This window comes from Streptomyces sp. NPDC111516 (assembly GCF_055635345.1).
Genome location: NZ_JBVKBV010000013.1, coordinates 58,614 through 78,938, shown reverse-complemented (window position 1 = coordinate 78,938; position 20,325 = coordinate 58,614). Strand labels below are relative to the sequence as shown.

Here is a 20,325-nt window from a genome sequence, read left to right as displayed (position 1 = left end):
ACCGAGGGCGACGTGGCCGAAAGAGTAACTTCCCCTTACGGTTACCGGCCGCGCGAGGAAGGGCTGTGGCAGTACCGTGACAGTCGATGCGGTCCGATCGACGCACCGCATGTCGGCGCCGCCGTCGTCGCCCTTCGCCCTACCGCGGGAGCCAGCCCGGCAGGTCCTCCGTATACGCCGACCAGTCGGCAGGCGGTGCGCCAGATTTGCCTGCCGCGACGATCCCGCCGACGATCGCACAGGTCGTGTCGACATCGCCGCCTGCCTGGACCGTCACCCAGAAGGCCTGCTCGAAATCGCCGAGACTTCGCGCCGCCGACCAGAGGGCGAACGGAACGGTGTCATGTGCACTGGTGCGCCGGCCGTTACCGAGGACCGCGGCAACCGTCCCGGCATCGCCGTAGTCGAGCATGTCGCGTGCCCGGCGCAGCCCGGCGCCGACCGCGCTGCGCGGTACGAGCCCGATCACACCGTCGAGAAGTTCTGTCGGGGTGGGCGGTCCCGCGGGCGCTGCCGCCAGCGAGGCAGCGGCCGCAACGGCCATCGCGCCCACGACCGCCTCGCGATGCTGATGCGTGGTGTACGAGGAGATCTCGGCCTGGTGTGTGGCCTGCTCCGGGTCGTCCGCATACCAGGCACCGAGCGGCGCGATGCGCATCGCCGAACCGTTGCCCCAGGAGCCCTGTCCGTTGAACAGCGCGGACGCCAGCTCCCGCCAGTCGCCGCCTTCCCGCACCAGTCGGAGCAGCCGGTTCACGGCAGGACCGTATCCACGGTCGAAGTCGTGGTGGTCGGCGAAGGAACGAGCGAGCGCGTCCTGGTCGATTCGCTCGTGCCTCACCAGCACGGCCAGCACCGAGGAGGCCATCTCGGTGTCGTCCGTCCACTGCCAGGGGCCGGGTGGGAGTACGCGCTGCTTCAGCAGCGGATAATTGGCCGGTACAAAGAACTGGGAACCCAAGGCGTCTCCCACAGCCAGTCCACGCAGGCTGGCCAGGGCGCGTTCGAGACGTTGATCGGAGTCAGAGTCAGCGGTTGTCATCGCCCTTCCACTCTATCCGGTGATGCCGTACGGCTCAGGGGTGCGCCAGCGTTCGAACGGCCGGTCAAGGGTGTAGCGCCCGTCCTCTCCGAGTATCAGTGCCCTGGTTTCGCCGTTGCCCGGATTGGACAGCGATTCGAACTCGGCCACCGACCAGTGAAACCAGCGCATGCAGAACAAACGCATGGTCAGCCCGTGCGTCACCAGCAGAACATTCGGCGGGTGGTCAGGGGCTTCGAAGCTCCGGTACAGACTCTCCAGGAAGGCCCCGACCCTGTCGTACACATCGGCCCCGGACTCGCCTTGTGCGAAGCGGTAGAAGAAGTGCCCGTATGCATCCCGGTACGCCTTCTGCAGTCTCACATCTTCTCGGTCCTGCCAGTTCCCCCAGTCCTGCTCCCGCAGCCGCGGCTCTTCCCTCACCCGCACCCGCTCGAGGTCCAGCCCGAGGGCCCGGAAGGTCTCGTGCGTGCGGCGGTAGGGCGAGACGTACACGCTGACCCGTTCGCCGTCGAACAGCTCGCGCAGCAGCACGCCCGTCTCCCTGGCCTGCCGCAGCCCTGTCGCGGTGAGCCTCAGCGCATGGTCCGGCTCACGCTCGTACACCGTGTCATCGGCGTTGCCCTCGGACTCCCCGTGCCGTACGAGGACAATGCGTTGCGGTCGTGCCATGTACCGACCCTAGATCGACTGCGGCTCAATCGAGCAGTTGTCCGGACTCCATCCGACGGATGTCGCCCGTGAAGCGGCGGCGCAGCGCCCGGTCGCGGGAGACCACCACCAGAGCGCCCTGCCAAGTGGGCCGGCGCTTCTTCCAGTAGTCAGTGAGTGGCAGGTCCCCGGCCGAATGCCGCGAGCACCCGCTCCGCGGGTCGGTGCGTCGGTATCTCCTGCGCGAGGTAGCCGATTCCGCCCCTCCGACCACGCGGCCCGCGTCCGGTTCGAGCACGCCCGCCATGACGCGGAGCAGAGTCGGCTTCCCCGCTCCGTTGCCGCCGTGAATCAGCAGCCTGTCGCCCGCTGCCAACGGAGAGCAGGTCGACTGCGAACCGATCACCGACCCGGACATCCAACAGGCAGCGGAAACAACACCGATCAGTAAGGAACTGCCGAGAACAGCCCCGAGCCGCCCAGCGACTGCACATAAACGCAATCACTGTCGCATTAACGATGAGCGTGGCACGCTGGAACGCACTAACGCAACAGGAGTAGCAATTGACTGGACTGAAAGCCGCCCCGGAGACCGCCGTTCCGGCAGCCCCGCCCGCCCCCGGCGCCCCGTCGCACACGACGGCCGCCGCCTTCACCGACCCCACCGCAGCGACCGCGCCGACCGCGTCCATCGCCGCGGCCTTCCAGTCCTGGTGCGCCGCCGAGGCGCTGAGTGGTTTCTACGCTGAGCGGTTCGCCCGCTGCGATGTCATCGTCGCGCGCTGTCGCGCGCCGAACTGGACCGGTACATGGATTCAGGAGCGCTGGTCAGGGCGGTGACCTCACCCTTGTTCTTCACCTGTGAACCCATCGACGAGAGGCTGGCCGACCAGGCCGCGGACGCAGCACTGGCAGCTGCCCGAGCGGGCGTCTTCAACAGCCCGCCCACCTCGGCCTCGGCCGAACCCGCCTGATCAGCGGCCGAATCGCCCACGTGCAGAGCCTCGACCGCACCGATTCGTCCGATCGAACCCGGCTCGGCCAATTGCCTGCCCCGCCCGACCGGCCCCGCACCATCCGTCCGGCCGATCACACCGTCCAGGACGGCTCGAGCTGCACCACGTCTCCCGCCACGGCCGCCACATCGTCCTCGGTCTGTGCCCGTTGCGTCAGCCGCTCGATGCTCCCCGCCCGGTACTTGCCACGCTCGGCGCTCGACTGCCACATGGACAACACAAGGAATTCGTGCCCCGGCGCCTCCCCGAACACCCCCCGCAGCATCCCTGGAGATCCGGCCATCGCCGGGTTCCACACCCTCTCCTGCATCAATGCGAAATGCTCGACCCGATCCTCATGCACCTTGCTGTGCGCCACCCTGACGACATCCGCATCGGTGAAGCGCGGCTCGAAGCCGGTCTTCACATCGAAGCGGTACTCGAACAGCTTGACCTGAATGCTGCTGTACGTGCCGGACTGCGCTGCGGCCAGCCGGTCGTGGGCACGCGCCATGAACGAGTCGTAGAAGACGCGGTTCTCCCAGAAGGTGAAGACATGCGCCACTTCCGGACGCCCTCGGCTCCACCCGCCGCCCTGTCCCCTGAATCCCGGCTCACCCAGCAGCCCCGCCCACTTTCGCTGTTCCCGTTCAAAACCTCGACGGTCCACCACGGTGCAACGAATCCACTTGACCAGCACCGCGCCATCGTACGGTGCCGAACAAGGCGCGGGTCACGCTCTGATGGAGTACACCCGAACCGATCGTCGTGAAGCGCAGAATGATCTCCATGGCCTCGCTGCACACCAACCCCCTGTTCTCCCGACTCGAATCCGCGCAACGCGTCCTCGTCGCGGGTGCCGGAGGCGGGTTCGACATCTATGCGGGACTCCCCATCGCGCTCTCCCTGTTCCACCAGGGCAAGCAGGTCCAACTCGCCAATCTGTCTTTCAGCGCTCTCGAAGGACTGCCCCTCGATGCCTGGCTCGCGCCGGATGTCGCCGTCATCACCCCCGAAACGGCCCTCCACCAGGCCTACTTCCCGGAACGCACTCTCGCCCAGTGGCTCGCCCTGCACAGCTACCCGAGCAATGTGCATGCCTTCTCCCGAGTGGGCGTGCAACCGCTGCGAGCCGCCTACCGGGCGTTGATCGAGAAGTACGACATCGATGCGGTCGTCCTGGTCGACGGCGGTACGGACATCCTGATGCACGGCGACGAATCCGGCCTCGGCACTCCGGAGGAGGACCTCGCCAGCGTCGCTGCGCTCGCCCCGATCGACGTACCGGAACGCCTGGTTGTGTCCATCGGCTTCGGCGTCGACGCGTATCACGGGGTGAGTCACGGACTCGTACTGGAGAACATCGCCGCTCTCGAACGCGACGGTTCATGCCTCGGCGCGTTCTCCATATCCCGTAATTCTCGTGAAGGCGCCCTCTTCGTCGACGCGGTGGCGCACGCGCACCACCACACCCCCGACCGCCCCAGCATCGTCAACGGGTCGATTGCCGCAGCCGTTCAAGGAGCGTTCGGGGACGTGCAGTTCACCTCGCGCACCCGTGGCAGCGAACTGTTCATCAACCCTCTGATGACGCTCTGCTTCGCCTTCGAACTGGACGGAGTGGCCCGCAACTGCCTCTATCTCGACCGCATCGAGCACACCCATCTCATCCGTCAGGTCAGCAGCGCCATCGAGGCCTTCCGCGAGGAGGTCCGGCAGCGACCCCCTCGCCGCATTCCGCACTGAACCAGCGAACCGGCGAACGCCGAACCGTCGATCGACGGAGTGGCCCGATTCCGTCGTCGCCGGCCGAGCCGGTTGGATCCACCGTCCGTTACGGACATGATCTGGTGGTATGAACGGCCCGACGGCCCAGCGGCGCACCAAGGAGGGAAGTCCGATGAGCACGCCCAACAAGGACATCGAGAAGGTCGAAGTCAGGCTCAAATGGGATCCCAGCCCTCCGGGTGCCCCGGCCCATGACCTCGACATCATCGCGGCGACCTACCTCGCGGATGCGCCCTATGGCAGTCCCGCGTATCTCGTGCACTTCGACAGCCGCTCGCCGGACGGCACCATCACCCTCAACCGCGACAGCAAAACCGGCCAGGGATTCGGTTTCGACGAGGTGATGACGCTGGAACTGGGCCGGTTGTCGACCGCCTACACCCGGGTCGTCGTCGGGGTCGCCATTCAGCAGCGCGACGGCCACAAGACATTCGCCGAAATAGCGAATACCGGTGTACAAGTCCGGGAGGGCTACACGAATCTGGCGGAGGACGACTTCTCCGCGGTCGGCGCCGCCACCGCGGCAACTGTCGCAGAGTTCGTCCGCAACACCTCCGGTGTCTGGGAGTTCCACGCTACGGTCCGGGGCTTCGACGGCGACGCCGATTCGTTTGCCGGAATGATGGGAAGCCGTAACCCCGGAACCTGACGCCTCACGGGACACGGTCCGCACGAAAACCGGCCGAACGGTCCCGGCTACTGCGGCTTCGTACGGAGGGGACCGGCCATTGGTCGGTCCCCTCCGTACGAAGCCGCTCATCAGCTGGGGATCGGCCGGGGTGCCCGCCCCACGCGATGGCGCCGGTGTACTGGTGGGGATCGGCGTGCGCTATTCCTCGTGTTCAGACTCGCCACCACTACGGCCAGGGGTAACCGAGCCGGCTGTCGAACTCTGGCCACCCACCGCAGGCTTCGGCGGTCTGCCGTGGGTTGTCCGCCACGAGCTGCTCGGCAAGACCTCTCGGCCTGCCAGCAGGATCGTCGATGGAGACGGCGAGGCATGGAATCGGGTCCTCTCGCAATCAGCCGCGTTCGAAGGAGTGCGACTGGCCGATGACGGAGAAGCCGCGGCGCTCGTACCAGTGGCGCGGCCAGTCCGCCGCATCGGCGGTCAGGAACCGGATACCGCAGTTCTCGTCGGCAGCCAAGCGCAGGGCGGTGGTCAGGACGGCGTCGGCGTAGCCGCTCCTGAGGTGGGCCTCCGAGGTGATCAGGTCCTCGATCTGGGCTGTGCCGGTTGCCGGGTCCAGATAGAGGTCGGCCCATGAGGCGACCTCGCCCTCTTCCGTACGGGCACCGAGGAAGTGAACGACGTCGGCTCCCCGGCGGCGAGCCTCGCGTCGGTCGACGAGGTGGCGTATGACCTCGTCGTCGACATCCGGGAGGAAGCCCCGCCATCGCCGGGTGAGTGGAGTACGTATCGCGTCGAGGTCCATCTCCTCCGCCGGCCTGCCGACCGGCACCGGGCCTGCGTGCAGCATGACCACATAGGTGGAGTGGGTGTATCCGGCCCGGATCAGCGGCTCGGCGCACGCCATTGCGACTTCGTCGTCAAGGACGGAGATCAGTCGGTGGGGCAGATGCCCCAGCGCCTCCTCCGCAATGGCGGGCAGCGCCTCGGAATCGACGACCTTGTCGATAATGACCTGGTTGTTCGCGCGGGAATGGGCGAAGGCGTCGTCATACACAGCGAACCCGCCAGGGAGGTCGACGATGTGCGCGGCCTGACGACGGGCGAAGGCGGACAGGAAGGCGTTGATCCGCTGAAGTTCTGAGCTTGGCATGGAGGGAGCCTATGCAGCCGTGAACCACGGCCGCCTTCGAATTGCCCCACAGGGGGACACTGCCAGGGGCCCTCAGGCCACTTCGCCTTCGGGATCCGCATGAGGGTCGAGCTGCTGATTCCCGTCGTCGGAACGTGCCGCGAGGTAGGTGGCCCAGCCCCGACTAACGAGTCTGCCCCATCGGACTGCGGTGGATTTGTGGACGCCGAGCAGGCGACCACCAGGGCGGGGAGATGCACGACCCCAGAGGCGGGTACCAGGGACGCAGAACCTGGTGGATCAGCTGCTCTCGTCACGATGCACTGAACGCAACATGGGTGCATCGCTTACGCGATGTCTCGTCTCCGCGGATCCAAGACGCAGGAGAGGGTGCCGATCGGTGGTCGGCACCCTCTCTCAAGTGCGGCTCAGCACCCTCAGCAGCAGATGCTCAATGTTGCATCAGGCGCAATTCCGCTCATTTTCAGCTGCAACCGCTGGTCGAGCCGCAGCCCTCGCAGATGTAGCAGGACCCGGCGCGCTGCATCTTCGTACCGCAGGAGAAGCAGAGCGGTGCGTCCGCGCTGATACCCAGCTGCATCTCGACGAGCTCCGCCGAGGTGTGCGCCGTCTTCGGCGTCGGCTTCTCTGCCTCCTGCACAGGGGCCACCGCCTTCAGGGGCTCCGTACGCACCGGGGCGGACTGGGCCAGGCCTTCGACGTCCAGTTCGTCGTCCTCCAGGGAGGGCTCGTACGAACCGGTGTCGAGGTGGCGCTGACGCTCCTCGGCCGAGTGGATACCGAGTGCCGAGCGGGTCTCGAAGGGCAGGAAGTCCAGCGCGAGGCGGCGGAAGATGTAGTCGACGATCGACTGCGCCATCCGCACGTCCGGGTCGTCCGTCATGCCGGCCGGCTCGAAGCGCATGTTGGTGAACTTCGAGACGTACGTCTCAAGCGGGACGCCGTACTGCAGACCGACCGAGACGGCGATGGAGAAGGCATCCATCATGCCCGCGAGGGTGGAGCCCTGCTTGGACATCTTCAGGAAGACCTCGCCGAGACCGTCGTCCGGGTAGGAATTGGCGGTCATGTAGCCCTCGGCGCCGCCCACCGTGAAGGAGGTGGTGATGCCGGGACGGCCCTTGGGAAGGCGCTTGCGGACCGGGCGGTACTCGACGACCTTCTCGACCGCGCTGCGGATGGTCTGCTCGGCCTTTGCCGTGACTGCGTCCGCTGCGGACTTTCCCTTCTCCTTGGTCTTCGCGGAGAGCGGCTGGCCGACCTTGCAGTTGTCACGGTAGATCGCGAGCGCCTTGACGCCCATCTTCCACGCCTCGAAGTAGACCTCTTCGACGTCCTCGACGGTGGCCGTCTCCGGCAGGTTGACCGTCTTGGAGAGCGCGCCGGAGATCCACGGCTGGATAGCGGCCATCATGCGCACGTGGCCCATCGCGGAGATGGAACGCTCGCCCATCGCGCAGTCGAAGACCTCGTAGTGCTCGGTCTTGAGACCGGGGGCGTCGATCACATTGCCGTGATCGGCGATGTGGGCGACGATCGCCTCGATCTGCTCCTCCTGGTAGCCCAGGCGGCGCAGGGCCTGCGGGACGGTGCCGTTGACGATCTGCATCGAGCCGCCGCCGACCAGCTTCTTGAACTTGACCAGGGCGAGGTCGGGCTCGAGGCCGGTGGTGTCGCAGGACATCGCGAGACCGATGGTGCCGGTGGGCGCGATGACCGAGGCCTGCGAGTTGCGGAAACCGTTCTTCGCGCCGAGGCGGATGACGTCCTGCCAGGCCTCCGTCGCGGCGGCCCAGATCGAGTTGTCCAGGTCGTCCATGTGGACGGCCGCGGCGTTGGCATCGGCGTGCTGCTTCATGACGCGCTGGTGCGGCTCGGCGTTGCGGGCATAGCCCTCGTACGGGCCGACGACCGCCGCGAGTTCCGCGGATCGCTTGTACGAGGTGCCGGTCATCAGCGAGGTGATGGCACCGGCGAGGGCGCGGCCGCCGTCGCTGTCGTACGCGTGACCGGTCGCCATCAGCAGCGCGCCGAGGTTGGCGTAACCGATGCCCAGCTGACGGAAGGCGCGGGTGTTCTCGCCGATCTTCTGCGTCGGGAAGTCGGCGAAGCAGATGGAGATGTCCATCGCGGTGATGACCAGCTCGACGACCTTGGCGAAGCGCTCGGACTCGAAGGACTGGTTGCCCTTGCCGTCGTCCTTGAGGAACTTCATCAGGTTCAGCGAGGCCAGGTTGCACGAGGTGTTGTCCAGGTGCATGTACTCGCTGCACGGGTTCGAGCCGTTGATCCGGCCGGACTCCGGGCAGGTGTGCCACTGATTGATCGTGTCGTCGTACTGGATGCCCGGGTCGGCGCAGGCCCAGGCGGCCTCGGCCATCTTGCGGAAGAGGGACTTCGCCTCGACCTCTTCGATGACGTCACCGGTCATCCGGGCACGCAGCCCGAACTTGCCGCCGGACTCGACGGCCTTCATGAACTCGTCGTTCACGCGGACCGAGTTGTTGGCGTTCTGGTACTGGACGGACGTGATGTCGTCGCCGCCCAGGTCCATGTCGAAGCCCGCGTCGCGCAGGGCGCGGATCTTCTCCTCTTCCTTCACCTTGGTCTCGATGAAGTTCTCGATGTCGGGGTGATCGACATCGAGGATGACCATCTTGGCCGCGCGTCGGGTGGCACCTCCGGACTTGATCGTTCCGGCGGAGGCGTCGGCGCCGCGCATGAAGGAGACCGGTCCGGAGGCGTTGCCGCCGGAGGACAGCAGCTCCTTGGAGGAGCGGATACGGGAGAGGTTCAGGCCGGCGCCGGAGCCGCCCTTGAAGATCATGCCCTCTTCCTTGTACCAGTCGAGGATCGACTCCATGGAGTCGTCGACGGCCAGGATGAAGCAGGCCGAGACCTGCTGCGGCTGGGGCGTACCGACGTTGAACCAGACCGGCGAGTTGAAGCTGAAGATCTGGTGCAGGAGAGCGTACGCCAGCTCGTGCTCGAAGATCTCGGCGTCCGCGGGGGAGGCGAAGTAGCCGTGGTCCTCGCCGGCCTTGCGGTACGTCTTCACGATCCGGTCGATGAGCTGTCGCAGACCGGTCTCGCGCTGCGGGGTGCCGACGGCCCCGCGGAAGTACTTGCTGGTGACGATGTTGACCGCGTTCACCGACCAGAAGTCGGGGAACTCGACGCCACGCTGCTCGAAGTTGATCGAGCCGTCGCGCCAGTTGGTCATGACGACGTCACGGCGCTCCCACGCCACCTCGTCGTACGGATGCACGCCGGGGGTGGTGTGGATGCGCTCGATACGCAGACCCTTGCTCGACTTGGATCCCTTGGCTCGGGAACCTCGTGCCGGGCCGCTCGCCGTCTCTGTCATGCCGCCTCCCATATGTGGGCAAAAACGCCCTGAAGTGCCCAGAACTTCCCGGGGCACAGTCTGTCTCTGATGCTTCGTGTGCCGCGCACAGCACCCGGAGCAGGTCTATACAGCCGCCTGCAGCCGATCGGACCCGTGTCGATCGGCCGGTGTCGTTCAGTCGACGGCGACGGCGGGCACGGGGACCTCAAGGGTCTCGCCGGTCCCGCGTTCCTCCATGAGAAGCCGCCGCTCGCGGAGCTCCGCGATCGCGGCCTCGAAGTCCTCAAGTGTGTCGAACGCCCGGTACACGGACGCGAAACGCAGGTACGCGACGAGGTCGAGTTCCTGCAGGGGGCCGAGAATGGCCAGACCCACGTCGTGGGTGGTCAGCTCGGCGCTGCCGGTGGCACGCACCGCCTCCTCGACCCGCTGGCCGAGCTTGGCGAGGGCGTCCTCGGTGACGGGCCGCCCCTGACATGCCTTGCGCACGCCGGAGATGACCTTGGTACGACTGAAGGGTTCGGTCACACCGCTGCGCTTCACCACCATCAGCGAGCAGGTCTCCACCGTCGTGAAACGGCGGGAGCAGTCGGGGCACTGGCGGCGGCGGCGGATCGACGTGCCGTCATCGGTGGTGCGACTGTCGACGACCCGGCTGTCGGGGTGCCTGCAGAAGGGGCAGTGCATGGCTCCCAACCCTCCTTCACAGCACGACTGAATAGCCTCTTCAAGGCCCGCCAGGGCCCCTCGAAGCAGTCTCAAGCATAGGCGATGGCCGCGCTCCCAGCGGACCAGGGACCACAACTTCTGGGCGGCTGGAGCAATCCAACCACTAGATCTTGGGTTTGGTCGCGCATTCAGCCCTAGCGCGTGTCGCGCACCGCGGGCGGCCAGCAGGCAGCGTACGGCCGAGCACGAGGTTACGGGAACCGCGCGGCCGTCAGGATTGCGGGGCCCCGTCTGTCGGACCCCGACAACGTTCCCGCCGGAACCGGATCACAGCCTTCTCGACCCCGGACGCCGACCGGAAGGCGACCCCGCGTGGCGACGACGCACCGGCGGACGCTAGCGTAATGATCCGAATCGCCGCCCGGGCCGACCGCCCGAGCCAACCGATCGGCCGGACCGGCCGCCCCGAAGGGGCCCTGGCCGCGTCGGCGTCGCGCATACACCCAGCAGTGAACACACGACAGACTTTTATTAGTTTTTCACTCGAACGTGTGTTTGGCGCAACCTTTCGAAAGCTACTACCGTTGTCCAGCTAGGGAGACCATTCGAGAGGGGCCGACGTGACCACCACCGCAGACAGTGCCACCATCACTGCCCAGGACCGCTCCCAGAGCCGACTCGAGCCGGTGCATGCCATGAATGACTCAGTCGCGAACACGGAGGGCCCGGAACCCGTGCGCCCAGCGCGCTCGCTGCCCGGCCGACCTCCAGGAATCCGGGCGGACAGCTCGGGGCTCACGGACCGGCAGCGGCGCGTGATCGAAGTGATCCGGGATTCCGTGCAGCGGCGCGGGTACCCGCCCTCGATGCGGGAGATCGGTCAGGCGGTGGGCCTGTCCAGCACGTCCTCCGTCGCCCATCAGCTGATGGCCCTGGAGCGCAAGGGTTTCCTCCGTCGCGACCCCCATCGCCCGCGGGCGTACGAGGTCCGTGGCTCGGACCAGCCCAGCTCGCAGCCCACCGACACGACCGGGAAGCCCGCGGCGTCGTACGTGCCGCTCGTCGGCCGGATCGCAGCGGGTGGCCCGATCCTCGCCGAGGAATCGGTCGAGGACGTCTTCCCGCTGCCCCGCCAGCTGGTCGGTGACGGTGAGCTGTTCGTCCTCAAGGTCGTCGGTGACTCGATGATCGAGGCGGCGATCTGCGACGGCGACTGGGTCACCGTGCGCCGCCAGCCCGTCGCGGAGAACGGCGACATCGTGGCAGCCATGCTGGACGGCGAGGCGACGGTCAAGCGCTTCAAGCGGGAGGACGGTCATGTGTGGCTGCTCCCCCACAACTCCGCGTACCAGCCGATCCCTGGCGACGAGGCGACGATCCTCGGCAAGGTGGTGGCGGTGTTGCGGCGGGTGTGAAGACTCGCCGACTCCGACTGGGCCCCGGGATCCACTGCGCCGATCCCGGGGCCCTTGCCTGTGCCACCGTCCGCCCCAGGGTCCACGGACACCGGGTCCGGGAGCGGACGGGCTACTGGCCGTTGGCCTTGGCCGCCGCGTCGATGGCCGCGAGTGAGCGGCGAGCCTGGTTACGGTCGGTGGTGTACCAGAAGTCGGGCAGCGAGGCACGCAGGTAGCTGCCGTACCGGGCGTTGGCCAGCCGCGGATCGAGCACCGCGACGACGCCCTTGTCGCCCGTGGCCCGTACCAGTCGGCCGGCGCCCTGCGCCATCAGCAGCGCGGCGTGCGTCGCCGCGACAGCCATGAACCCATTGCCGCCGGACTCCTCGACCGCCTTCTGGCGTGCGCTCATCAGCGGGTCGTCGGGGCGTGGGAACGGGATCCGGTCCATGACCACCAGCTGACAGCTGGCCCCGGGCACATCGACGCCCTGCCAGAGCGACAGCGTGCCGAAGAGGCAGGTCTCGGGATCGGCCGCGAAGTTCTTGATCAGCTCTCCGAGGGTCTCCTCGCCCTGCAACAGGATGGGCTTGTCAAGCCGGCCGCGCAGTTCCTCGGCGGCGGCCTGGGCCGCCCGCATGGACGAGAACAGCCCGAGGGTGCGCCCGCCCGCCGCTTCCACCAGTTCGGCGAGCTCGTCCAGCATGTCCGTGCGGGAGCCCTCGCGACCGGGCGTGGCCAGATGCCTGGCGACGTACAGGATGCCCTGCTTCGGGTAGTCGAACGGCGACCCTACGTCGAGCCCCTTCCACTGCGGAAGGTCGTCGCCCGCTGTGCCTTCGGGAGCGAGCCCGAGCGACGCACCCACTCCGTTGAAATCCCCGCCGAGCTTGAGCGTGGCCGAGGTGAGGACGACGGACCGGTCGGCGAAGAGCTTCTCGCGCAGCAGTCCGGAGACGGAGAGCGGGGCGACCCGCACAGAGGCGCCGAAACGGTCGTGACGCTCGTACCAGACGACGTCGTACTCCGAGCCCTGGGTGATGCGCTCAGCGACGCCGTGAATCGTCTCCACCGAAGCCAGAGCCTGCTTGCGGACGGCGTCCTCGTCCTGGACGGACTTGTCGCGAGTGGCGCCGATGGCCGAGATCACCGTACGCGCGGCGTCGCGCAGCGCCAGCAGTGCGTAGCCGAGGTCCTCGGGGACCTCCTCCAGACGGCCGGGCAGCGCCAGCTCCATCACCCGCTCGAAGCCCTCCGACGCTGTCTGCAGGGCGTCGGCGGCCTTCTCGTTGACCAGCTTCGCCGCGCGGCGCACGGCGCGGTTGACCTGGCCGGGGGTGAGCTCGCCGGTGGCGACTCCGGTGACCCTGGAGACCAGCTCATGCGCCTCGTCGACGATCAGCACCTCGTGCTGCGGGAGCACCGGAGCGCCTTCGATGGCGTCGATGGCGAGGAGGGCGTGATTGGTGACGACGACATCGGCGAGCTTGGCACGCTCACGGGCCAGCTCCGCGAAGCACTCCGCGCCGTAGGCGCACTTGCTTGCGCCCAGGCATTCGCGGGAGGAGACCGAGATCTGCGCCCAGGCTCGGTCGGAGACGCCCGGGGTGAGGTCGTCGCGGTCGCCGCTCTCGGTCTCGTCCGACCAGTCCCGCAGGCGGAGGAGATCCTGACCGAGCTTGCTCGACGGGGCCGCGGCCTCGAACTGGTCGAAGAGCCCCTCCTCCTCGTCCTGCGGCACACCTTCATGGAGCCGGTGAAGGCAGAGGTAGTTCGACCGGCCCTTGAGCATGGCGAACTGGGGGCGTCTGCGCAGCAGCGGATGCAGGGCGTCGACCGTACGCGGAAGGTCGCGCTCCACGAGCTGGCGTTGCAGCGCCAAGGTCGCCGTGGCCACCACGACGCGCTCCCCGTGCGCCAGCGCGGGCACCAGGTAGCCGAGGGACTTGCCCGTGCCGGTACCGGCCTGGACGAGCAGATGGGCGTTGTCGTCGACAGCCTCGGCAACGGCCGCGGCCATGGCGGCCTGGCCAGGCCGTTCCGTACCGCCGACGGCGGTCACGGCGGCGTGCAGGAGCTCGGGGAGGGATGGCTTCGTCATAGCCCGACCACCCTACGGGGCACCACTGACAACGGCGATCACTCCCGGACTCGGACGGAGGGGTGGAGCGGGTTCGGAACCGTCCCGTGGATGGTTGCGTGCGGGCGCCGGGGGCGGTCCCGGTATCCGTCCACATGCAGACGGTTGCGGTTCAGACAGAGACGTTCGATGCGGGGCGTCAGCATGTCGAACAACTCGAACCTCTCCTTGAGCTCGGGAAAACGGGCGTGATGCCGCAGGATCTCGGCCCGCACGAGTGACCAGAAATCGGCCTCCGGAACTCCGAGCTGTTCCTCGCACAGCGGGGAGAGGAACCGGAAGACACCGATGAACAGTCCGGCGTGAATGAACTGGGTGAGGAAGGAGGGCTCCTCCGTGAGGAGGATGTCGCGTACGTCCTGCGGCATCGACTCGTGCTCCGGCAGCGGCTGGGAGCTGATGTTCACATCGTCCACGAAGTCCTTGATCGCCAGGCGCACTGGTACGTCCTGTTCGTCGAAGACGACGATGGCGTTCTCGCCGTGCGGGGAGAACACGGTGCCGTAGCGGTAGAGGAAACGCAGCAGCGGCGGAAGCAACGCCCCGAAGAGCCGGGTCAGCCAGGCGGCGGGGGTCAGTCCCGAGCGGGCGACGAGCTCGGCCGTGAAGGCGCGGCCCTGGGGATCGGTGTGGAGCAGCGAAGCGAGCGTCCGGGCCCGTTCGCCCGGCGCGAGCCGGGGCTGGAGGGGCTCTCGCCAGATCGCGCCGAGGATCTCCTTGAACTGGTACGGCGTCTCGGGGAGGCGGTCGTAGAGCGGATGCTCGACGGTCACGGAGGCGACCTCGCCGAGAAGGATGACACCGCAGGTGTCGCGCAGAAAGGTGTCCCGGTCCCGCAGGCCCTGGACCCAGGTCGTGACTGCGGGGGCCGCGAGGGTGCGTTCGGTCGGAAGGCCTCGCCAGACCAGCGTGTTGAGGATCGAGAGGGGCAGTTTGACGGTGTGCCGGTCGGGGCGGGTCACATTGGCGAAGGTGCGGATGGACTGCTGCGGCAGCCGGAGGTCCGCGTCTGTATGGAGCGGGACGATGTCGCCTGCGGCGATGGCCGGGGCGAAGACCGGAACGATCCATTCATCCCATTGCCAGGGGTGCACGGGAAGACAGAGGTATCCGTCGGGGTCGAGGTTGCGGGCGCGGAGCACGGCGGCGAAGGAGGCGCGGACCGACGGGTCGAGTTCCTGTGCGTACAACTGCTCGGGAGCTGCCAGGCCGGGCACTCCGCGGTAGGCGGCGATCCGGGTGGAAACGGCGATCCACGGCAGCCCGACCGGCCTGCGGGCCTCGGGCGTGTAGCGGGCGGCGTCGGTGGCGGAGAAGCCGAGGCGCCCTTTGTTGGCGACGAGCCAGGGGTGGCCCGTCTGGTGCCCTTCCAGCTCGGCGTAGTCGAGGTCGGCCAGCCGGGCGGCGGAGAGCGCGGTGTGGTCGAGCCGGGCGTCGGCGGCGAGAGTGGTGGTGATCTCGCGGATGAGGTGGCCGAGGGTGGCACCGTCGATCCCCAGGAGGTGGCGAGCGCGGGCCAGGAACTGCAGCGGATCCCGGAAGGGGACGGCGCCGGAATTCCGGTCCTGCAGCGGACCGGCCGACGCGCCGCGGTCGCGGTCGCGCGGCCGTTCTGCCGGTGCGTTCCGGTCGCTCGTGCCTGTCGCTCCGGCCGGTGCCTCCCGGACGCCCCAGGACGTCTCCAGGATCGACTCGGGGGCGATGTGCCAACCGCCGTACACACCCCGCCGGGCGCTGAAACTCAGCGTTCCACCGTCGTCGAGCGTGAGGGTGTACGTATCGCCCCCGTCGGCCTGCCCGAGCGGCTCGATGACTTCCTCGTAGGCGAATTGACCGAGCATCTTCGCGAGCAGGCGGGCGGCGGCTCCGTCCCAGACCGTCCGGTTCAGTTCTGGCGCGCTGAGCAGCGCGTCGGACTCCGCTGAATCATGACTCGCAGGATATTTCGGCACGGGGACTCCTCCGGGTGGAACCGATGGGGTTCGAGCGGGGTGCGCGTTGCAGCGGTTCGTTCAGTGAGTTCGATTCGTTCACAGCTGGGCACGGTGCGTTCGGTCGCGGACCATCAGGGCAGCTCGTTTGTCGGGGAGTTCGACTTCCGCAAAGAAGCGGAAGCCGGCACTCAGGAAGGCGGAGACGGAGGGTGTGTTTCGCAGATCGGGCTCCGCGACAACCCGCGCGCACAGGGGGCGGTTGTCGAGTACGAGGTCGGCGACGGCCCGGAGCAGGGCCGTACCGACGCCGCGTCCACGGTCGTTCACGCCGCCGATGAGAAGGTGGATCCCGGTGTCGTGCGGGCGAGCGGGGTAGTGGCGCGCCAGCGGATCGAGATCCGCGCGATAGATCTCCCAATAGCTCATAGGGATGCCGGCCAGCACACCGAGGCACGGGACGCTGCGTCCGTCACCGTCGAGCTGCGGACCCAGATGAGCGGCTGTGACGGCTTCGGATCCGGCGAGCTCCCAGAACGCGGCGACCGCCGGGTCGTTCATCCAGCGGCTGATCACGGCGAGATCGCGTTCCAGCCGCACGGGGACGAGTTGGAACACACCGGCCGGGGTGGCCACCGGTCCCCAGTCGGCCGGGTGGTCGAGCAGAGCGGAGGAGGCCGTCCTGTTCACGGTCGCCTGCGTGCCTGCGGCCGGGCCCGCGCCATCCGGTGCGGATGACGCGGGCCCGTTCAGCGGCAGCGGTTGTGCGGCGGTGGCCGGGGTGGCCTCCGCGAACACGGCGAGGAATTCTTCGGAGAGCGGCAGGTCCAGGGTGTCCTCGGCGCCCGTGTCGGTCTGTGGGGCAGGTCCGGGACCGGCGTCGGTGTGCGCATCGGCGGGAGCCACGGTGTTGCTCTCCTCTCGGCGGTTCAGGCGGTGGTCATCGTCTTTCAGACATACAGGGGGTTGGCAATGGTGACGTACACGGACTGGGTGTCGACAGGCCCGACGAGCTCGTCGAGGCCGTGCAGCCGGGTCAGCAGGTTGGCCTTGCACCGCAGTTGGGGGTTGTCCAGCAGATGTGCGGGCAGCGGGGAGCCGAGTTCGGTGGCCGAGTCGAGGAACCGGCGGAACGCGGCGATGAGCACGTGTTCGTCGGCGAGGCGCTGGGCGCCGAACGCTCCGATCAGGCCGAACACATTATTGATGCCGAGGTAGTAGGCGAAGCGTTCGTCGGTGACCGCGTCGGAGACGAAGGTGTCGCTGACCGATCCGATGCCAGGGAGCCGGTGCTCCAGTGCTGCGCGGTGGGACTCCCGGAAGTAGTAGCCCTGGTTGTCCCGGTACCGGCCGCCGACGGGCCAGCCGTGCGGGTCGAGCAGCACCAGGGTGTTCTGCTGGTGGGCTTCGAGCGCCACGCCTGCGTGGGCGTCGAACCAGAGCACGGGGCGTACGACGCGGTCGAGGTAGCGCAGGAACCACTCGGTGGCGACGGCCCCCACGGCTCTTCCGGTGGCGGCGACCAGGGAGAGAACGATCTCGGCGAGCCGTGAACGCATGCCGGCCCGTCCGGGCCAGGGGCGCGGGGCGGTGAGCGCGGCGATACAGACGGCGTCGTCGTACGGGCCGAACGGGTTGTGGCGCAGCATCACGTCGAGGCCCGCGACGGGCTCTCCGTCCGGGCCGTCGACGGCGAGCCAGGCAGGGTCGCGGACGATGTCGAAGCCCGGGTGGACGGCGTGCCACTGCGCGGCGAGTCCGCTGCGGAGCAGCCGGTGGACTTCCACTCCGCGGTGGAGTTCCTTGCGGAGGTTCTCACGACGGGAGTTGGTGATGCGGACGCCGAGGGAGAGCTTGAGCATGACCTCGGCACCGGGCCGATGCACGGTACGGACGGAGGAGGTGGGGTGCCAGTGCTTCCCGTGCGGCCCCAGGTCGTGAAGGAGTCCGGCGTCGAGCAGGGCGACCACCTCGGGCCGGTGGCCGAGTTCGCGGGCCTGCCAAGGGTGGAGCGGAATCGGTGCGGTGTGGTCGGGGAGCGACATTCCGCCGGCGTGGGAGGTGACCAGTTCCGTGGCCGGCACGGGACGGCCTCCGTCGGTCCAGGCGGAGTCGGTGGCCAGCACGGACCGGTCGACGGCCATCCAGTGCAGCGGGAAGGAGCCGTGCAACTCGGGTGAGTAGCGGCGGGATTCGGAGTCGGAGAGGCCCTCGCGGCTCTTGGGGGTGGGGTGGAGAGGATGTCCGAGGAGAAGTGACTGCTCGGCGGTGAGGAAGAAGTCCGCTTCTGGCAGGGCGTCCGGAGTGCGGCGCCGTTCGGCGATGAAGCCGGCAGTCCGCCGTACCGAGTCGGCGACCCGGGCCACCATGTCGGCGCCTTCGTGATGGTCGGCCTCGCGGCCCAGGAGAGCGGCGACCGTGACGGCGTCGGCAGTCGGTGCTCCTTCGGGCGCCCCCTCCAGGGCGGGCGTCCCGAAGCGGTGCCAGCCCGTGGCGGACCAGTAGGCAACGGGAACGAGCAGCGCGGTTCCACTTGCGGGGAGGGGGATCCGGAGGGTGTCGCCGGCCGGCCGGGGGAGGTCGCTCTCCCGGACCCAGCAGCGGAGCAGATTCTCGGCACCCGCAGTGTCGGCGGCGCGCAGCGGATCCGGATGGTCGAGTAGGTCGGCGGGTGCCGCGCCGGTGTTCGTGCACTTCGGGGCGTACTGCTCGTCGTACGGTGCCGCCTTCTGGCGCGGCACGATGGTGTGCTCGGCGACGAGGCCGCCGGTGTGTGTGTCCTGTCCTCGCTGCTGGCTGGGGGGAGGGCCGTCGGCCTGGGGCGCGGGTGTGGGGTTCACGGCGGTCTTCCTTGTGATGGTGTCCGGGGTCAGCGGATCGACCCGGTCGTGTTCCGGCGGTGCGGCAGGCGCTCCGCGGCTGCCAGGGCGTCGGCGAGGCGGTCCACGACCGCTGTTGCCTGTTCGTCGGTGAGAGTGAGGGGCGGCAGGAGCCGCACGACGGTCGAGTGGCGTCCGCCGAGTTCGACGATGAGCCCGCGGCGCAGACATTCCTTTTGGACGGCAACGGCGAGGGCCGGGGCGGGCGGCGGCTCGGGGCTGCCGCCCTGCGGAGCGGCCTCCGGGTCGACGAGTTCCACTCCGATCATCAGGCCCCGTCCGCGGACGTCTCCGATGGATGGGTGGTCCGTGGCCAGCGCCTGGAGGCGCGCGACCATCCGGGCGCCGAGCGTCGCGGCACGCTCGGCGAGCTGGTTCTCCCGCACGAAGGAAAGGGTGGCCGTACCGGCCGCCATCGCGAGTTGGTTGCCCCGGAAGGTGCCGGCGTGGGCGCCCGGCTGCCAGGTGTCGAGCTCGGAACGGTAGACGATCACCGCGAGCGGGAGGGAACCGCCGATGGCCTTGGAGAGCACCATCACATCGGGCACGATCCCGCTGTGTTCGACCGCCCAGAAGGCACCGGTGCGGCCGACGCCCGTCTGGACCTCGTCAGCGATCAGGGGGACGGACCGGGTCTCGGTGATCTCGCGCATCCGGCGCATCCAGTCGTCGGGGGCGGGGTTCACGCCGCCCTCGCCCTGCACCGGTTCGAGGATCATTCCGGCCGGCGCGGGTGCGCCTCCCTTGGGGTCGTCCAGGAGGTTCTCGGTCCAGCGGGCAGCCGTCTCCGCGCCACGCGCACCGCCGATACCGAAGGGGCAACGGTAGTTCTGCGGGAAGGGCAGCCGCGTCACCCGTACGTCCTCGGCGCCGCCCGACGCGGCGAGGGCTCCCGCCGTCATCCCGTGGTAGGCGCCGGTGAAGGCGAGGAGTCCGCTGCGGCCGGTCGCGGCACGGACCAGCTTGAACGCCGCCTCCACGGCGTCCGTACCGGCCGGTCCGCAGAACTGGATCCGGGCATTGTCGGCGAACTGCCGTGGCAGGGTGGCGAACAGCTCCGTGGTGAAGGCGTCCTTGACCGGGGTCGCGAGGTCGAGCACGTGCAGCGGTGCGCCCGAGTCGATCACTTTCCTGATCGCCTCCAGGACCACCGGGTGGTTGTGCCCGAGCGCCAGAGTGCCGGCCCCGGAGAGACAGTCGAGATATCGCCGCCCGTCCGCGCCCTCGATGGTCATCCCACGGGCCCGTACCGGCACGATCGGCAGCGAACGCGCGTACGTACGGGCGGCGGATTCGCGCAGCGATTGGCGGCGCAGGATCCCCTCGTGCACCGCCGGTGCTGCCACCGGAGCTGGTTCGGTCACGGCCACGGCTGTTGGTCCTCCTGCTGTAACAGTTGCGTTGCGCGTCAGTACGTCGGCGTACGGACGGACTGCGGGGATGAACGCTGTCCTCGAGTCCCTCGCACGTACCAACGACGCCGGTCGCAGCGGATCACGGGCAATTCCGAAGATCCTTACGGGGGCGGAACCGTGGCCCTGCTGCGTACCGTCCCCATCGGCACCGGCATAGTGGGGGGCCGCACGGAGGGATCGGGCAGTTTTCCGGGTGTCCACCGGACGTTCGGAGCAGATGGCTCGGAGCAGTGCCGAAGTGCAGTACAGAAGCGTTGAGTTACGAAGTCCCAGGGGGATCACCAG

17 protein-coding genes are annotated in these 20,325 nt (G+C 68.3%); 5 read left to right on the top strand and 12 right to left on the bottom strand.

The genetic code is table 11. From position 1 onward, the window contains the following. Positions 1-139 precede the first annotated feature (139 nt). Genes ACZ7L9_RS23605 through ACZ7L9_RS23595 form a run of 3 tightly spaced genes read right to left on the bottom strand, consistent with a single transcriptional unit; the run spans position 140 to position 2,111 of the window. On the bottom strand, positions 140-1,042 hold the full coding sequence (locus ACZ7L9_RS23605) for an ADP-ribosylglycohydrolase family protein (protein WP_471417797.1): 903 nt from the start codon (positions 1,040-1,042) through the stop codon (positions 140-142). Between the two features lie 12 nt (positions 1,043-1,054). Further along, positions 1,055-1,714 (bottom strand): histidine phosphatase family protein, encoded by a 660-nt coding sequence (locus tag ACZ7L9_RS23600; RefSeq protein WP_471417796.1) that lies wholly within the window; start codon positions 1,712-1,714, stop codon positions 1,055-1,057. 25 nt (positions 1,715-1,739) lie between these two features. Then, positions 1,740-2,111, bottom strand: a complete 372-nt coding sequence (locus ACZ7L9_RS23595) for an ATP-binding cassette domain-containing protein (protein ID WP_471417795.1) — start codon at positions 2,109-2,111, stop codon at positions 1,740-1,742. Positions 2,112-2,257: 146 nt separating this feature from the next. Between ACZ7L9_RS23595 and ACZ7L9_RS23590 the strand changes: the two genes are divergently transcribed. Continuing rightward, positions 2,258-2,533, top strand: coding sequence for a hypothetical protein (locus tag ACZ7L9_RS23590; RefSeq protein WP_471417794.1), 276 nt, complete (start codon positions 2,258-2,260; stop codon positions 2,531-2,533). Continuing rightward, positions 2,530-2,667 carry a hypothetical protein gene (locus tag ACZ7L9_RS23585; protein ID WP_471417793.1) on the top strand — a complete coding sequence of 46 codons (138 nt, stop codon included), beginning with the start codon at positions 2,530-2,532 and terminating at the stop codon, positions 2,665-2,667. Before ACZ7L9_RS23590 ends, ACZ7L9_RS23585 begins: the two co-directional genes overlap by 4 nt. 115 nt (positions 2,668-2,782) lie before the next feature. Here ACZ7L9_RS23585 and ACZ7L9_RS23580 read toward each other — a convergent pair whose 3' ends face one another. Next, positions 2,783-3,388, bottom strand: a complete 606-nt coding sequence (locus ACZ7L9_RS23580; RefSeq protein WP_471417792.1) for a YdbC family protein — start codon at positions 3,386-3,388, stop codon at positions 2,783-2,785. Positions 3,389-3,477: 89 nt separating this feature from the next. Between ACZ7L9_RS23580 and ACZ7L9_RS23575 the strand changes: the two genes are divergently transcribed. Then, positions 3,478-4,434 (top strand): DUF1152 domain-containing protein, encoded by a 957-nt coding sequence (locus tag ACZ7L9_RS23575; protein ID WP_471417791.1) that lies wholly within the window; start codon positions 3,478-3,480, stop codon positions 4,432-4,434. 154 nt (positions 4,435-4,588) lie between these two features. Next, positions 4,589-5,125: a TerD family protein gene (locus ACZ7L9_RS23570; RefSeq protein ID WP_471417790.1), complete on the top strand. Its 537-nt coding sequence runs from the start codon at positions 4,589-4,591 to the stop codon at positions 5,123-5,125. A 373-nt stretch (positions 5,126-5,498) separates the two neighbouring features. On the opposite strand, the gene ACZ7L9_RS23565 is transcribed toward ACZ7L9_RS23570, so the two are convergent. The 3 genes from ACZ7L9_RS23565 to nrdR all read right to left on the bottom strand — a co-directional run bounded on the left by ACZ7L9_RS23565 (position 5,499) and on the right by nrdR (position 10,296). After that, positions 5,499-6,260, bottom strand: a complete 762-nt coding sequence (locus ACZ7L9_RS23565) for a GNAT family N-acetyltransferase (RefSeq protein ID WP_471417788.1) — start codon at positions 6,258-6,260, stop codon at positions 5,499-5,501. A gap of 463 nt (positions 6,261-6,723) precedes the next feature. Further along, entirely contained in the window at positions 6,724-9,627 is a 2,904-nt protein-coding gene (locus tag ACZ7L9_RS23560) for a vitamin B12-dependent ribonucleotide reductase (protein WP_471417786.1), read from the bottom strand. Positions 9,628-9,783: 156 nt separating this feature from the next. Then, positions 9,784-10,296, bottom strand: coding sequence for a transcriptional regulator NrdR (nrdR, locus tag ACZ7L9_RS23555; protein WP_471417784.1), 513 nt, complete (start codon positions 10,294-10,296; stop codon positions 9,784-9,786). Positions 10,297-10,898: 602 nt separating this feature from the next. Here nrdR and lexA point away from each other — a divergent pair. Beyond that, a complete protein-coding gene (lexA, locus tag ACZ7L9_RS23550) occupies positions 10,899-11,693 on the top strand; it encodes a transcriptional repressor LexA (RefSeq protein WP_471417782.1) in 795 nt (264 codons plus the stop codon). 112 nt (positions 11,694-11,805) lie between these two features. Here lexA and ACZ7L9_RS23545 read toward each other — a convergent pair whose 3' ends face one another. From ACZ7L9_RS23545 to ACZ7L9_RS23525, 5 genes are all read right to left on the bottom strand, one after another. Further along, positions 11,806-13,776, bottom strand: coding sequence for an ATP-dependent DNA helicase (locus ACZ7L9_RS23545; RefSeq protein ID WP_471417780.1), 1,971 nt, complete (start codon positions 13,774-13,776; stop codon positions 11,806-11,808). A 38-nt stretch (positions 13,777-13,814) separates the two neighbouring features. Continuing rightward, a complete protein-coding gene (locus tag ACZ7L9_RS23540; RefSeq protein WP_471417778.1) occupies positions 13,815-15,767 on the bottom strand; it encodes an IucA/IucC family protein in 1,953 nt (650 codons plus the stop codon). Between the two features lie 78 nt (positions 15,768-15,845). Further along, entirely contained in the window at positions 15,846-16,652 is an 807-nt protein-coding gene (locus tag ACZ7L9_RS23535; protein WP_471417777.1) for a GNAT family N-acetyltransferase, read from the bottom strand. A gap of 44 nt (positions 16,653-16,696) precedes the next feature. Beyond that, the gene (locus tag ACZ7L9_RS23530) at positions 16,697-18,586 is read right to left on the bottom strand and encodes an IucA/IucC family protein (protein WP_471417775.1); all 1,890 of its coding nucleotides are present in this window, start codon (positions 18,584-18,586) and stop codon (positions 16,697-16,699) included. A 29-nt stretch (positions 18,587-18,615) separates the two neighbouring features. Continuing rightward, positions 18,616-19,995, bottom strand: a complete 1,380-nt coding sequence (locus ACZ7L9_RS23525; protein WP_471417773.1) for a diaminobutyrate--2-oxoglutarate transaminase family protein — start codon at positions 19,993-19,995, stop codon at positions 18,616-18,618. Between the last annotated feature and the right edge of the window lie 330 nt (positions 19,996-20,325).

What these genes read in the sequence shown, in the direction of transcription:
- ACZ7L9_RS23575 (WP_471417791.1), top strand. Translation starts at nt 3,478, where the DNA reads ATGGCCTCGCTGCACACCAACCCCCTGTTCTCCCGACTCGAATCCGCG.
- ACZ7L9_RS23560 (WP_471417786.1), bottom strand. Translation starts at nt 9,627, where the DNA reads ATGACAGAGACGGCGAGCGGCCCGGCACGAGGTTCCCGAGCCAAGGGA.
- ACZ7L9_RS23595 (WP_471417795.1), bottom strand. Translation starts at nt 2,111, where the DNA reads ATGTCCGGGTCGGTGATCGGTTCGCAGTCGACCTGCTCTCCGTTGGCA.
- ACZ7L9_RS23565 (WP_471417788.1), bottom strand. Translation starts at nt 6,260, where the DNA reads ATGCCAAGCTCAGAACTTCAGCGGATCAACGCCTTCCTGTCCGCCTTC.
- ACZ7L9_RS23545 (WP_471417780.1), bottom strand. Translation starts at nt 13,776, where the DNA reads ATGACGAAGCCATCCCTCCCCGAGCTCCTGCACGCCGCCGTGACCGCC.
- ACZ7L9_RS23600 (WP_471417796.1), bottom strand. Translation starts at nt 1,714, where the DNA reads ATGGCACGACCGCAACGCATTGTCCTCGTACGGCACGGGGAGTCCGAG.
- ACZ7L9_RS23570 (WP_471417790.1), top strand. Translation starts at nt 4,589, where the DNA reads ATGAGCACGCCCAACAAGGACATCGAGAAGGTCGAAGTCAGGCTCAAA.
- ACZ7L9_RS23605 (WP_471417797.1), bottom strand. Translation starts at nt 1,042, where the DNA reads ATGACAACCGCTGACTCTGACTCCGATCAACGTCTCGAACGCGCCCTG.
- nrdR (WP_471417784.1), bottom strand. Translation starts at nt 10,296, where the DNA reads ATGCACTGCCCCTTCTGCAGGCACCCCGACAGCCGGGTCGTCGACAGT.